This window comes from Fimbriimonadaceae bacterium (genome assembly GCA_019638775.1).
Taxonomy (GTDB): Bacteria; Armatimonadota; Fimbriimonadia; order Fimbriimonadales; family Fimbriimonadaceae; genus JAHBTD01.
In genome coordinates this window covers 1-14,814 of sequence record JAHBTD010000021.1, presented here as the reverse complement: position 1 = coordinate 14,814, position 14,814 = coordinate 1, and the positions used below count along the sequence as shown (strand labels likewise).

Below are 14,814 nucleotides of genomic sequence, written 5' to 3'. Positions count from 1 at the left end.
TAGGCATTTGCCCGGTTCGAAACGGCGTATTTCTCACGGGACGGGCGTCCTCGTTCTTGCTACAGTGCGCTGCGATTGGGAGGAACCATGGCGTGGAACGACGACGCGCAGATCGCATGCCGGTTCGCATTCACCTGCCCGCAACAGTGGAGCCAGCGACAACCGACAGGGCAGGCCGACGTGCGGCATTGTGCTGCATGCGACCGCGACGTGCACCTCGCCCTGTCGGAGGCAGACATGCGGCGACACTGTGAGCAGGGGCATTGCATTGCCGTGCCGCTGGCGCGAGAAGGTGAGGCCGCCGATCCCGATGAGTCGTGCTGGGTGGTGGGAATGATAGAGCCGCCGTATAGCGCAGGGAAAGAGACGTAGGCCGGGTTGCGCCTGCCCAAACAAGTCCGGGGCGGCGGATGTGCGTGAACGGGGAGGGGCACGATGGACCAGCGGAGCATGAATCGACGTAGGCTGTGTCAGGCACTCGCCGCCATTGTCCTGACTGCATTGTCCAACCCGCCCAAGCGCGTGGCGGCTGAACCGGTTGTGCTACCAGCCTTGAGAAACAACCGGGCGAGTGGAACTCAGCAGAATCAACGAAAGCTCGTGGTCTGTATTCTTAGGCGCCAACCCCCAGGCAAGTGCGTGACGTTTTTGAGGGAGCGCGATGAATAAAACCGAAAGACTAATGAATCTACGTGTGGATACCGTCAGTTCGATGAACCGAGAGATAGGCAGCCTTTGACGGGGCAAATAGCCTGAAGGGGAGAGGCGCATGACCAGAGAACCTCAGTTTGCCGAGTGGTTCACACACGCGACGGGAAACACACCCTATCCATTTCAGATTCGCTTCGCCTGCGAGCCGACGCTTCCTGAGTTGGTGGACGTACCTACGGGCTTGGGCAAGACTGCGATGGCGGTGTTGGGGTGGGTGTGGCGGAGACGGTTTGCTGAAGAGGCAGTCAAAAAGACAACTCCGAGGCGATTGGTCTATTGCTTGCCCATGCGAGTCTTGGCAGAGCAAACGGTACAGAACGCTCAAACATGGCTCAAGAAACTGGGTATTGAAGGCAAGGCGGGTGAAGGCCTGGTATCTGTACACCTTCTGATGGGCGGCGCCGAAGACGTGAAAAAGGCGACGTGGGCTGAGCACCCGGAAGAACACGCCATCCTGATTGGCACCCAGGACATGCTGCTTTCTCGGGCGCTGATGCGCGGCTATGGAATGAGCCGATATCAGTGGCCCGTGCACTTCGCCTGGTTGCATAACGACGCGCTGTGGGTATTCGACGAAATCCAATTGATGGGCCCAGGGTTGAAAACCAGCGTCCAACTTGAAGCGTTTCGCCGCAAGATGGGTGTGGCGTCGAACAGTTGCAGCGTATGGGTCTCGGCCACGCTGAAGCGGGACTGGTTGAGAACGGTGGATTTCGATCCCACCTCCACGATCGCGCTGGAATTGAGCGAGGAGGAGAAGAAGGAACCCGCAGTTCGGGAGCGGCGAGAGGCGGTCAAGGTTCTGACACCCTGCGCTACGGCGCTCATCTCGACGAAGCCTTACAAGTCTGGAAAGGCGGAGGAAAGCGAGAAAACTGCGAAACTGACGAACGACGATATCAAAACCTACCTCGGAGCATTGGCTGACTGCGTTCTTGCGGCACATCAGCCGCGCACCACCACGCTGGCAATCCTCAACACCGTCGAACGGGCGCAGGGCTTGTTTGCCGAACTGGAAAGACGTTACTCGGAATCGCCGGTAAGAGGCAGAAAGAAAGCAGTGCCACCAGTTTCGTCTGCTTCAAACAGCCCGGAACGGCTACTGATTCACTCCCGGTTCCGTACCAAGGATCGCCGCGATCACGAAGAGCGCCTGCATGCTGCCCCGCCGGCCGAAGGCCGCATCATAATTGCCACTCAGGCGATCGAAGCCGGCGTGGATCTATCCGCTCGTGTGCTATTCACCGAACTGGCGCCCTGGGCCTCGCTTGTCCAACGCTTTGGGCGCTGCAATCGTTACGGTGAGTTCAATAAGACAAACGAGGCGCAGGTCGTCTGGATGGACGTCGCGGATGCCAAGCCGTACACCACCGAGGAACTCGATGTCGCGCGGCAAGTGATGGTGACTCTCACGAGCGCTGCGCCTGCGGATCTTCCACCGATCGACGCTGAATCCCCGCTCCATCCAGTGTTGCGGCACAAGGATTTCCTCGACTTGTTTAACACCGACTCGGATCTCTCCGGCTTCGACGTGGACATCGCGCCCTACATTCGCGACGCTGATGACGCCGACGTCCTCCTGTTCTGGCGTGCGCTGGCCGGAGATCCGCAGGACGAGCCACCAGCATTGCAGGAAGAACTGTGTCGCGCGGGGTTGGGGGCGGCAAAGAAGCTGCTGGATCGCTTGGAAACTGGGGACGTATTTGTATGGGATACGCTGGCCCGCAAATGGGCCATGCCCAATCCCAAAGGTCTTCGCCTGCGGCCCGGCATGACAGTGATGCTGAAAGCGGATGCTGGCGGCTACACGCCGCAACTTGGCCTGGCTCCGGAGAGCAAGGCTGAGGTTACTCCAATCCTCGCGCCAGATAAGGAAACACGGGACGAAGAAGCGTTTGACGACGACCACCGCAGTCTGTTGCAGGTCGCGGTGGCGCTCCCGCGCCATCTTGCCGACGTGGAGCAAGAAGCGCGGGAGTTGTGCAAGGTGTTGAACGTCAAAGAGTCGCGGGCCGTCATCCGTGCCGCACGGTGGCATGACATGGGTAAGGCACATGAAGCCTTCGACTCCATGCTTCGAACCGCGCATGAGCAAGGAACAGGCGAGCCATTGGGCGCAGGGTACTGGGCCAAGGTCGGGCGCAAGCCCGATCGCAAAAGCGGCAAGCCACGTTACCAGATGATGGTGGACGGCAAGGTTGTGAGGCGTCCACGCTTTCGCCATGAACTCGCATCGGCGCTTGCCTGGCTCGCGTTGCATGGTGACGATGACGAAGCCAACCTGATTGCGTATCTCATCGCCGCGCACCACGGTAAGGTGCGTATGTCGCTGCGCGCACTCCCGCAAGAAACCGAGGCCCCGGACGGGCGATTGTTTGCGCGAGGCATCTGGGACGGAGATCGGCTTCCAGCGATGCAATTCGCGGACGGCGAAACGGTCCCTGAAGTCGAACTCAACCTAGATCTGATGCAGCTCGGCGACGGACGACAAGGCCTGTCGTGGACCACGCGCACACAGAGATTGTTGAAGACGCCCGGCCCATTTCAGTTGGCGTGGTACGAGGCGCTGGTGCGAATCGCCGACTGGCGCGCTTCGCGCGCGGAACAGGAGGCTGCAAGATGATCCATGAACACCCGTTGCCTGGCTGCACCCCCACGCCGCTGGCGTCCTACCTGAAGGCACTGGCCGTGCTGCGCTTAGTAGCCGAGGCAGGAACGGAAGGAGGCGGCGATCCCGATGCGACTGGTTTCTGGCGCGACGACGTGTTTGTACTGCGCACGAAGCTGACGAAGGAGGAACTACGTGCATTCTTTCTGGAGCGGTATCGGCCGACGCCGCTGATTGCGCCGTGGGGCGCGCGCTCGGGTTTCTTCGGCGGAAGTTCGGAGAAGACAGCCCGAGAGGCGCTCTCGACGATTTCAAATTCTGACGGTGGTCGACTCGAATCCTACCGGAGCACGATCAATGCTGTGCGCGATCTTCTATCCAGGCACGGCTTTGACGAAAAAGCCTCGGACGAAAAGAAGGTCGAACTTCTGAATTTGTGTCGTGCGGAACTGCCAGATCACATTCTTCCTTGGCTCGATGCATGTTACGTGCTGACGTCCGACGGGCGAAAATTCCCCCCGTTGTTAGGAACAGGGGGTAATGAGGGTAGTGGTAGTTACGTCTCCGGGTTCGCGCAGCAGGTTGTCGCCTGCATTGTCACGCGGAGGCACGACCATGCGCTGGAGTCCGCCCTATTGGGCATTGCAGCGCCGGATGTGCACTCGGATCAGACGCCCGGTCACTTCTCGCCACAAGGATCAGGGGGCGTGAACGCCTCGACTGGTTTCGAAGGGGACGTACAACTCAATGCTTGGGATTACCTGCTTTGTTTAGAAGGCACCCTGTTCTTTGCTAGCGCGGCAACACGTAAGCATGAATTTAATGCCCCGCAGATTAACTTTCCCTTCGTCGTCGCCCCCTCGGCGGCCGGGCATGGCAGCTATATGATTGCCGAGGAGCGACCGAAACAGGCGAAGCGGCAAGTCATGGAGGTTTGGCTCCCATTGTGGGAGAGGCCTGTTGGGCTCGGTGAGCTAAAGACAATGTTCTCAGAAGGGCGGGCTACCTTGGGCGCGAGGACCATCGCGAACGGCCTAGATTTCACACGGGCGCTTACAGGGCTTGGGATTGACCGTGGGTTGACCAGCTTTCAGCGGTTTGCGTTCTTGATGCGAAACGGCCAGAGCTTTTTTGCCACGGCACTCGATCGTTACCGCGTCAAACGAAATCCCGACGCCGACCTCATCGCACAACTCGAGCGCCGGAACTGGCTTGCTAGCGTCCAGCGTTATGCGCGTGACGAAAACGCCCCTAACGCTTTGCGCACCGCCGCCCATCAACTCGACACAGCCTTGTTTGCGCTCACGCAACAAACCGGCCGCACCCCCCTCCAAACCGTGCTGCGTCGGGTGGGAGGCATCGAAGCCGCCCTCAACCTCAGTCCCAAGTCGCAAGAGTCTGCGTGCGTTCCAGCGCCGCGCCTTTCATCGGATTGGGCAATCAAGGCGGACGATCAATCCGTCGAATTCAGGATTGCTGCAGCATTTGCAGGGTTGTGCCTGCGAGACGAGCAAGGCCATCGAGTTCTGCATGCCCGCCGGCACCTTGTTAAGGTCAGCGAGTCTCTCAACAGAGAGGGGGATCGCGCATGGGAACCCAGATCGCGCCTTGCAGCGTGGACGTCAGGACCACTTACCCGGAATCTTGCCGCGCTGTTACACCGACGGCGACTGGAAGCGATTGTGCTCGGCGCGGAAGGCGAAGCGCTGGCCAGTCAGACCGGCGCCACTTGCAACGATGTAGCTGCGTTTCTCGATAGTGCCACCGACGATGCTCGAATTGGCGAACTTCTCGGCGGTCTGGCATGTGTGGACTGGAGCGACGACGTGGCGCGACGGATAAATAAACGTACCGATGAAGAAGCCGTGCTTCCACCTGCGTTCGCGCTGCTGAAAGTATTTTTTACCCCAGAGTCTATGCTCCGTGTTTTGAAGTGGCTGCCGCCAGATCGGACTTTCCGCCTGCCTGCAGAAATGCCGGCACGTCTGGCCGCCAATGACGTACAGGCCGCCGTGCGCATGGCCTGGCAACGCCTCCGCACGCTCGGCGCAAAGTTACCTGGCCGAAATCCGCCAGAAGTCGCGAGAGTGAATGGTCCGCGCTGGCTTGCAGCCTTGTGCATTCCCCTCACACTTGCTGAAACTAAACAGCTACTGCCCGACCTTAACCTGATCCCAGCATTCGAGCTCGATACGACTATACCAAACGAAATCATCACCTAACCAGGAGAACTGCCATGCCGCTAGAACCAAATGCTCTTGCTGCCCTTGCCACTGCCCCGCGCCTGTTGCTGAAAGCGGATTTGAGGCCTCTGCAGGGCACGCGCTTTCAGCCCACCGGTTTCCCCAATCTGGGCCCTGCCACCTACGAGAATCCGAAGAATGGCGACCAAATGCTGTTGGTGGAGTCATCCCAGAGCATCACCAACTGGCTTGAGCGTGCTCTGTTCAAGGTGTTCACGAGGGATTCCATTTCCGATGATCTGGTCGACGAAGTCAAAGGTGTTTCCTTCGTGCAGATCGACTGCGGCGAATCTGGGATCACGAGCACGCTATTGGAGGCCCATCGTTTGAATACGCCTTACCTCTGGGAAAGCGCCGATTCCAAAGCGCTTGCGTTGCAAGAGAGCATCCTAAAAGACCTTGGAGTCGCGAAGAAGCGAAAAAAGAAAGGTGACTCCAACGATTCGGAAGAGAAAGATGACGAGGCATCTGGCCGCATCAATATGAGGCGCTTCTACAAGGCCTTGCTGAAGTACGACCTAAACAGTCTCATTCATGGAGTCTTTCTGGAGAAGGTCGCTGGTCGTCTTCGTGTCCCACGCGCGCTTTCCGGCTTCGTCGAAGCGTCCAATGTTAAACCCGCCGAATCGGGTGGAACAAAATTCGATCATGTGTTTCCGGCCAAAGACGAGGCACGCGGCGTGACGTCCAAGGACGGTTTTACAAACATTCCTTACCCCTCGACACAATTCGCCGCCGAGTCAATCACTGCTTACTTCAATCTTGATCTGAACCAAATTCGTGGTTATGGATTGGGCTCGGACGCTGAACAACTCTTGATTGCCTTGTCCCTCTATAAGCTTGCTCGATTTCGTGAATCGGTCTGGGACTTGCGTTCAAACTGCAAGTTTGAAGTTGGTTCTGTCGAGATTACGAGACCCGAAAAGGGCTTCGCACTACCCGCGGCGAAAGACATCGCGGAGATGCTCCCGGAACTGATTAGAAGGGTCTCAGGCAGCGGATGTTTTGGTGACGATAGTTCTAACGGTATCCGAGCCGTAAGTTGGGTGAAAGCGCTGAAGAAGATCTCGGTAGAACTGCCGCAAGGCACAGCCGAACCGACAGTTCCTGAGGAACTGAAGAAATCAGTGAAGTGGAAGAAGGGAACGGCCAAGAAAGGACCGTCGCTGGAACTCGATGAGAAGCCGAACTTCGACTCTCTGAAGAAGCTTTTTGCGCTCTTTCCTGACAATCAGTCGGCGAAGGATGCGATTCGTAAGGCGGCAGGCGACGGTGACCAAGACGGAGATTCTAACCAAGAAGGCGAAAAGGAATCCGATTGATGCTTGCTATCGCTTTCACCTTCCCTGCCGGGCGTTATCACGCAACCCCCTGGGGGCGGCATGTCAACGAAGCGGACGTGGCTTGGCCGCCAGATTTGTGGCGTATCACACGCGCGTTGATCGCGGTATGGCATCGCAAGCTCGATCCTGTCCGCGCTCCACGCGAGCGCCTGCATGAATTGCTCGTCTGTCTTGCTGAAGCCGAACCGCCGTCGTTTCATCTGCCGGAGTCTGCGATTCATGCCCACTCGCGGCACTATATGCCCGGCAAGAGCGACAAACGCACGCTGGTGTTCGATGCCTTCGCGCGAGTCGCGGCGGACGATCCTGTCGTCATTGTCTGGTCTGCCTTGGTGCTAGACAGACCTCAAAATGAACTGCTCGACGCTCTGCTTGAGAATCTGGGTTTCCTGGGTCGCACTGAGTCCTGGGTGGAGGCCCGCCGTGTGCCGGACGCTGTGGATTGCAACTGCGTGCCCGTTACAGAATCCGTGGATCGTGAAACGGGGGAGGTCAATGGCGAGATCGTGCGCTTGATGGCGCCAAATGCGCCAGAAGTTTATCACGCATTCCGTTCGGGAAAGCTTGAAGCCGCCGGGATCACGATCGACCCCACGAGACGCCCGACCAAACTCCAATTAGAACAGAAAAATCTCCTGGCAACCCTTCCTGACGACTGGCTCAGCGCCATTAGTGTGGAGACGAGCGAACTCCAAGCGGCTGGCTGGAGTGCGCCGCCTTGTGCGCGGTTCATAAGTTACCGCCGACCGCTTCACGCGCTCAAGACTATCTCGCCGAAGGTTCTTCGTAAGCCGGTGATCATCATACCGAAAACAGGTATCACGACAGCGCGTTTCATAGTTTATGGCAAACCGCTGGCGCGTATCGAAAATGCGGTTCGATTCGGCGAGTTGATGCGTCTGGCTGCGATGGGTCATGCCAGGCAACTTCTTGGTGAGGGCGCCATCCCGTGCGAACTATCCGGCCACGAACTGGACGCACCCAACCACCACGCCCATGCCTTCTGGTTGTCCGATCCAAACGAGCATGGGGAGATCGAGCATGCTCTCGTGCATGCTCCAGGCGGGTTTGGCTCCGACGCCATACGAGTACTCACCGCTCTGCAGCAAATCAGGCGAGAGGACGGCGAGCCGCTCAGGCTGATGTTGGAGGGGTTCGGTACTGCATCGTTATTCGACAATGTTACACCTCTGGCAAGCGAAGGCGCGATATGGCGAAGCGTGACGCCCTACCTTCACCCATGGTTCCTCAAGAAACCGGAGATGCGCACACCGGAATCTGCCACTGCCGCCATCCTTGGCCAGCTACAGCGGGAATGGCGGCAACGTGGTCATGATTTGCCCAAGATCATTGAAATTAACGAGCTCGATTGTATTCGACAGGGTGGCCGGGCCTTACGCGCACTGCACTTCCATCGCTTCCGCCGCAAGAATGGTCTCGTGCAACCCGATACACGCGGACGTTTGCTCGAATTGCGGTTCGAACAATCTGTGCGCGGGCCCATTGCCCTCGGCTACGGTTGCCACTTCGGCCTCGGCCAGTTCATGCCGGTAAGCACGTGGTGTGACCGTCGCATCTGATTGAGAGAGGAGGCGTGCGTGCGTTACGGCATCGAATGCACGCCGCGGGCGATGAAGGATTTAAGAACCATGATGACGCTGCATCCGGAGATTCTCGTGAAGGATGGGAAAAAGCAGTTTGCGGTGTTGCCGTACGAAGAGTTCGTGTCGTTGAAGGAGCGGCTGAAGGATATGGAAGACCTATTGCAACTTCGCAACACGAAGAAGGCGGAGGCCCGGAAGCGCACTGTGCCGCTGGGACGCGCGAAGCGGCAACTGGGCTTGAAGTAAGAGCACTTCGGTCTCGGCCAGTTCGTGGCAGTGGAACCGAAGTGATGAGCGACGGGTGATGCCTGGCGGAAAACCAAGGGATAGTGATTGGATCGGGTCGATTACGGCAGTAAGTCGGTGACGGCGATCAAAACGTGGGGGACCGACAATGGGGAGACGATCTCGGTGGGAGCGGCTTTGTGTGAGACCTGATACCGAGCCGGTTGGCCTGGAGACCCTGTTGGGTCACGGTAGATTTCGAGACGACGTTCGACGAGGTTGACGATCCAGTATTCCGGAATGCCGGCACGAGCATAGATCGGGGACTTATAGGTGCGATCTCGTTCGAGGGTGCTATCGGCAATCTCCACGACCAATAGTGCCGTGCGAGGGTGTTCGGCGACATAGTCTCTGGGCGACCCAGGGACCACGGCCAGATCCGGCTCCGGTTCGGAATCGGGATCGACAATGAGGGGGAGCTGGATGCGAATCCAATGGGCCGGACCAAATGCCTTGCGGAGTGCCGCATCTGCCAGTCCGATGGCGGCTGAGTGCGGGCCATGTTGCGGAGTCATCGTGACAATCTCTCCTCCAAGCAGTTCGACACGCTCCTCTGGTGACAGAATGCCTGCATCGGCCAGACGGTCGTATTCTTGGCGGGTCCAGTGTTTGGTTTGGATGGCGGGTGCTGACATCGGAAGCCTCAATTCGACTCTGGGCCAGTGTAACAAAGCATCAGATCGACGACAAGCGATCAATGTGGTTCTTTGAGAACTGAATATTTCTAAACCTCTTGCCGATAGAGGTCGTATGGAAACGGAATCACAGGGGCCATCCAGCGGGAGCGACATCCCGTTGCTCCCCGCGCGGATGGTGAACGAGTTTGCCTATTGCCCACGCCTGGCCTATTTCGAATGGGTGGACGGACAGTTCGCCGATAACGCGGAGACCACGGAAGGCCGCTTCCATCACCGGCGTGTGGACCAAGCGCCGGCGCGGAAATCGAAGCAGGCTGAGGAGGAGTCGGGTGAGGCCACGATTCATCAGCGCTCCGTTTGGTTGTCGTCGGAGCGTCTGGGTGTCACGGCCAAAATCGATCTGGTTGAAGGGGAGGGGACGGCGGTTGTGCCGGTCGACTACAAGCGCGGGAAGCGCCCGCACACGGCGCAAGGCGCCTGGGAGCCGGAACGCGTGCAACTCTGTGTGCAAGGACTCTTGTTGCAGGAACAAGGCTTCGCCTGTGAACGAGGCGTGCTCTATTTCGTCGGATCGCGCGAGCGGGTGGACGTGCCGTTCGACGAGGAGTTGATCGCGCGGACGGCTGAACTCCTCGATGGCATGCGAGCGATGACCTTGGCGACAGTGGCCCCGCCGCCGCTGGTCGATAGCCCCAAATGTCCACGCTGTTCGCTGGTCGGACTGTGTCTGCCGGACGAAGTAGGCTGGTTGCGGGCATCGCATAATGGAGAAGTGCCGGGGCTGAGGCGGTTGATTCCGACGAGCGACGATGCGCTCCCTCTCTATGTACAAACGCCCGGTGCGAAGCTGGGCAAAGACGGTGAGTGTTTGAAGGTGAAGGACCACGATGAGGTGATCGGCGAGGCGCGGCTGGTCGAAACGTCGCAAGTGGTGCTGTACGGGGCCGTGCAGGTCAGCACGCAGGTGGTGCAGGAATTGTGTAAGCGCAACATCCCGCTGGTCTATTGCTCCAGCGGCGGCTGGTTCTACGGCATGACGACGGGCCTGCTGCACAAACATGTGGAGTTGCGGCGTCGGCAGTATGCCGTCGCGGCCGATCGTGAGCGTTGTCTGCAACTGGCCCGGCGTTTCGTGCAGGCCAAGATCGCCAACTGCCGGACTCTGCTGCGGCGCAATCACCGGGCCGCCCCGGACACGGTCTTGCAGGAGATGAAAAACGATCAGACCCATGCCGGAGCGGTCGAGTCCTTGGAGTCGTTGCTGGGTGTCGAAGGCACGGCGGCGCGCCGGTATTTTTCTGAATTCGCCGGCATGTTGAAGGAAGCTGAGCCGGGGGCGCGATTCGATTTCGAGGGGCGCAATCGCCGCCCGCCGCGCGATCCCGTCAACGCCATGTTGTCGTTGCTCTATTCGATGCTCGCGCGCGAATGGACCGTGACCCTGCAGAGCGTCGGCCTCGATCCCTATCTGGGGTTTTACCATCAGCCTCGTTATGGTCGCCCGGCCTTGGCGCTCGACATGATGGAAGAATTCCGGCCGCTCATCGCCGATTCTGCCGTGTTGACGGCCATCAACAACGGCGAGATCAAACAGAGCGATTGGTTCGAACGTATGGGCTCGGTCACGCTGACGCCGGAGGGTCGCCGTCGATTGATCGAGACCTACGAGCGGCGCATGAGCCAGGAGATTACGCATCCGGTGTTTGGCTATCAGATCAGCTATCGTCGGGTGCTGGAAGTGCAAGCCCGTTTGCTGGGGCGCTATCTGCTGGGAGAAATTCCAGAGCTGCCGCCTTTTACGACACGGTGAAGGGATGCGTCGTCACTACCTGGTCACCTACGACATCTGCGATGCCAAACGGTTGAGGCGCGTGTTCAAGACGATGAAAGGCTTCGGCGCGCATCTGCAGTTCTCCGTGTTTCAATGCGATCTGCCGGATATCGATCTCGTGCGCATGAAGGCCGCCTTGACGGAGATCATCGATCAGCGCGAAGATCAGGTCCTCATCATCGACCTGGGTCCAACGGAGAACCATCCGGTAAAACGGATCGATTCGATGGGCATCAAGCCGGAGTGGGAAGAACGTCGCGCTCGTGTGATGTGATGTTGGCTGCCGAGCCGCGCGAGCGCTTCAATGACGTGCAACGCCCTGGCAGCACTCGCGGCGGGCAACGCGTAACAATTGCAGTGAACAAGCAACAACGCTCACGAAAAGGAGGCGCATGATCAGAAAAGACAAAACGGCTTGTGCGATGACACGAGGCGCTCGCAACCTGGGCCAAAACCCCAAAGCCGACGGCCACTTGGCCGAGGGCTGATTCCACGGCTCAGATGCCGTGGCCCCATTGAAGCGCCGAATCGAACGCCTTAATGAGCGGTCCTGTCGTGTGATTCCACGGCTCAGATGCCGTGGCCCCATTGAAGCACGTACCCGTAGCATTCATTCCCGCTGAAGTCGAGGTGATTCCACGGCTCAGATGCCGTGGCCCCATTGAAGCTGCAACGTGTGCCGTCAACGTCTATTGCCGTGTCGTGGATTCCACGGCTCAGATGCCGTGGCCCCATTGAAGCACTCAGCATGATCGGCGACACTCCGAAGCCGTTGGATGATTCCACGGCTCAGATGCCGTGGCCCCATTGAAGCAGCTTACCGGGGCGGGCATGATTTCATTTGTATCTGGATTCCACGGCTCAGATGCCGTGGCCCCATTGAAGCGGACCCTTTCGCCACATGATGGTCACGAAAGGCGGCGATTCCACGGCTCAGATGCCGTGGCCCCATTGAAGCGGCCTGGCCTGTGCGTACGCTTCCGCGCCTGAAGATGATTCCACGGCTCAGATGCCGTGGCCCCATTGAAGCGATTAATTTGCCCTTGTCGTACAATTTCGAAGAAGCCGATTCCACGGCTCAGATGCCGTGGCCCCATTGAAGCCTCAAACCTGCGCTCGTTGTGAGAAGAGAGTAAGCTCGATTCCACGGCTCAGATGCCGTGGCCCCATTGAAGCGACCTACCCTTACAAGGTGACGTGGTACGACTGTTCGACGATTCCACGGCTCAGATGCCGTGGCCCCATTGAAGCATCGTGGAGATTAGCGGCGAACGCCTTTAGTTGCTGATTCCACGGCTCAGATGCCGTGGCCCCATTGAAGCCAGATTCGCGGGCGATGGGCTCCTGATCGACAAGCTGGATTCCACGGCTCAGATGCCGTGGCCCCATTGAAGCAGGTCCTCACGGCAGAAGGTGTTGATAGGGTAGGAGATTCCACGGCTCAGATGCCGTGGCCCCATTGAAGCCCAAATTCCTGCGCCGTCCGAAGGGCCACAACGCCGCGATGATTCCACGGCTCAGATGCCGTGGCCCCATTGAAGCGATGGAAAGGAAATGAACCCCACTGGTATACCCCTAGAGGGGATTCCACGGCTCAGATGCCGTGGCCCCATTGAAGCAGCATAGCGACGACGTTGATTGGTCTGGCGGATGCCGATTCCACGGCTCAGATGCCGTGGCCCCATTGAAGCGCCCTGAGGACCACGTTGTGAGGCGGGAAATAGCCAGATTCCACGGCTCAGATGCCGTGGCCCCATTGAAGCACCCATGACGCATGCCAAGACACCATTGCCGACCTCCGATTCCACGGCTCAGATGCCGTGGCCCCATTGAAGCGTAATATCCGTGGCAGTAGCCTGCATCGGGTGATTGGATTCCACGGCTCAGATGCCGTGGCCCCATTGAAGCTTGATGGTCACCGTCACGCCATTGCCGCCGGTCCCGGATTCCACGGCTCAGATGCCGTGGCCCCATTGAAGCGAGGTGGCACTGGACGTCCCGCACCCGCCGGAAGGAGATTCCACGGCTCAGATGCCGTGGCCCCATTGAAGCTGGAAAATGTCGATCGACTCACCGGCACGTTCGACGCGCGATTCCACGGCTCAGATGCCGTGGCCCCATTGAAGCCGCCGCCTGGGCTACCTGTCTCGATTTGAAATTGCGGATTCCACGGCTCAGATGCCGTGGCCCCATTGAAGCGTGATGGCGGACTTGGAGTAGGCCTTGCCCTTAATGGATTCCACGGCTCAGATGCCGTGGCCCCATTGAAGCGACGGCAACAGTAACGGGCGCGGCATCTTCGGGACGGAGATTCCACGGCTCAGATGCCGTGGCCCCATTGAAGCCTTTGAGCTGGCCCGTTGACTTGTTTTTCAGAATTAGATTCCACGGCTCAGATGCCGTGGCCCCATTGAAGCCGAAAGCGTGATCGCGTGCCCTTTGGGCGTGGCGTCGATTCCACGGCTCAGATGCCGTGGCCCCATTGAAGCTTTTCTTGCCATTCTTTAACTTGGTTCCGCGTACGGATTCCACGGCTCAGATGCCGTGGCCCCATTGAAGCAGTTTACTGGGTGATGGCGCATGACCGGCGATTGGTGATTCCACGGCTCAGATGCCGTGGCCCCATTGAAGCTCCTGTTCCTCCGGCGTGTATTTGAGCTTGCGCGGATCGGATTCCACGGCTCAGATGCCGTGGCCCCATTGAAGCACCTTCCAAGAGTCGTCGTCTGGTTCCCTTGTCGGCAAGATTCCACGGCTCAGATGCCGTGGCCCCATTGAAGCGGCGGGAGAGGCCCCGTGGTGCGTGGTAGACTGCCGGGATTCCACGGCTCAGATGCCGTGGCCCCATTGAAGCATGAATAACGCGGAAGGCTCAAGGGATGCTCACGCCGATTCCACGGCTCAGATGCCGTGGCCCCATTGAAGCCTCTTGTTCACCCAAGAACAAGGCCCATTTCTCTAGAGATTCCACGGCTCAGATGCCGTGGCCCCATTGAAGCATGTGACGTGGCATCTTCACCCAAGCCATACAGCGGATTCCACGGCTCAGATGCCGTGGCCCCATTGAAGCGCGAATTTCACCTGCGACAACACCGACAAGGCCAAGATTCCACGGCTCAGATGCCGTGGCCCCATTGAAGCTGCACTGAATAATTACAATCAGTTACATAGGGCGTGGGATTCCACGGCTCAGATGCCGTGGCCCCATTGAAGCAGGTAGTAGCGAGAGAGGTATCTGAGTGACGCTCGACGATTCCACGGCTCAGATGCCGTGGCCCCATTGAAGCGTACATCTCAGGCCTGAGGATCGCTTGAGCCAAATGATGATTCCACGCCTCAAATGCCGTGGCCCCATTGAAGCGACCAGAATCGCCGGAACCAGGAAAACCAGTTCCCACGATTCCACGGCTCACATGCCGCGGCCGTATCCCTCACGGCTCCGCTTCTTCAATCGCCTCGATTGAGTCCTTGAGCGCTGCGACGAACGCGTCCGGGGCGCGAGGGCCTGTTCGGTCAGCTGAAATTCCGACACCAGTACGCCATCTTTATCT

The 14,814-nt window shown here is 58.8% G+C and carries 9 protein-coding genes and 1 CRISPR repeat array; of the genes, 8 read left to right on the top strand and 1 reads right to left on the bottom strand.

Annotated elements, in window-relative coordinates; all coding sequences use genetic code 11:
• Positions 1-75 precede the first annotated feature (75 nt).
• The 6 genes from KF784_17865 to KF784_17840 all read left to right on the top strand — a co-directional run bounded on the left by KF784_17865 (position 76) and on the right by KF784_17840 (position 8,755).
• Positions 76-372, top strand: a complete 297-nt coding sequence (locus KF784_17865; protein ID MBX3120928.1) for a hypothetical protein — start codon at positions 76-78, stop codon at positions 370-372.
• A 520-nt stretch (positions 373-892) separates the two neighbouring features.
• On the top strand, positions 893-3,334 hold the full coding sequence (gene cas3, locus KF784_17860) for a CRISPR-associated helicase Cas3' (GenBank protein MBX3120927.1): 2,442 nt from the start codon (positions 893-895) through the stop codon (positions 3,332-3,334).
• A complete protein-coding gene (csx17, locus tag KF784_17855) occupies positions 3,331-5,541 on the top strand; it encodes a type I-U CRISPR-associated protein Csx17 (protein ID MBX3120926.1) in 2,211 nt (736 codons plus the stop codon). Before cas3 ends, csx17 begins: the two co-directional genes overlap by 4 nt.
• A gap of 14 nt (positions 5,542-5,555) precedes the next feature.
• Entirely contained in the window at positions 5,556-6,884 is a 1,329-nt protein-coding gene (cas7u, locus tag KF784_17850; protein ID MBX3120925.1) for a type I-U CRISPR-associated protein Cas7, read from the top strand.
• On the top strand, positions 6,884-8,485 hold the full coding sequence (cas5u6u, locus tag KF784_17845) for a type I-U CRISPR-associated protein Cas5/Cas6 (GenBank protein MBX3120924.1): 1,602 nt from the start codon (positions 6,884-6,886) through the stop codon (positions 8,483-8,485). Before cas7u ends, cas5u6u begins: the two co-directional genes overlap by 1 nt.
• A gap of 18 nt (positions 8,486-8,503) precedes the next feature.
• Entirely contained in the window at positions 8,504-8,755 is a 252-nt protein-coding gene (locus tag KF784_17840) for a hypothetical protein (GenBank protein MBX3120923.1), read from the top strand.
• 101 nt (positions 8,756-8,856) lie between these two features.
• Here the strand turns inward: KF784_17840 and KF784_17835 are convergent, their stop codons facing one another.
• On the bottom strand, positions 8,857-9,429 hold the full coding sequence (locus KF784_17835) for a Uma2 family endonuclease (GenBank protein ID MBX3120922.1): 573 nt from the start codon (positions 9,427-9,429) through the stop codon (positions 8,857-8,859).
• Positions 9,430-9,544: 115 nt separating this feature from the next.
• Here KF784_17835 and cas1 point away from each other — a divergent pair, with 115 nt between their 5' ends.
• A complete protein-coding gene (gene cas1 / locus KF784_17830) occupies positions 9,545-11,242 on the top strand; it encodes a CRISPR-associated endonuclease Cas1 (protein ID MBX3120921.1) in 1,698 nt (565 codons plus the stop codon).
• Between the two features lie 4 nt (positions 11,243-11,246).
• Positions 11,247-11,537 (top strand): CRISPR-associated endonuclease Cas2, encoded by a 291-nt coding sequence (cas2, locus tag KF784_17825; GenBank protein ID MBX3120920.1) that lies wholly within the window; start codon positions 11,247-11,249, stop codon positions 11,535-11,537.
• Between the two features lie 212 nt (positions 11,538-11,749).
• Positions 11,750-14,697: a CRISPR direct-repeat array (repeat unit 36 nt; unit sequence GATTCCACGGCTCAGATGCCGTGGCCCCATTGAAGC).
• Positions 14,698-14,814: the final 117 nt, after the last annotated feature.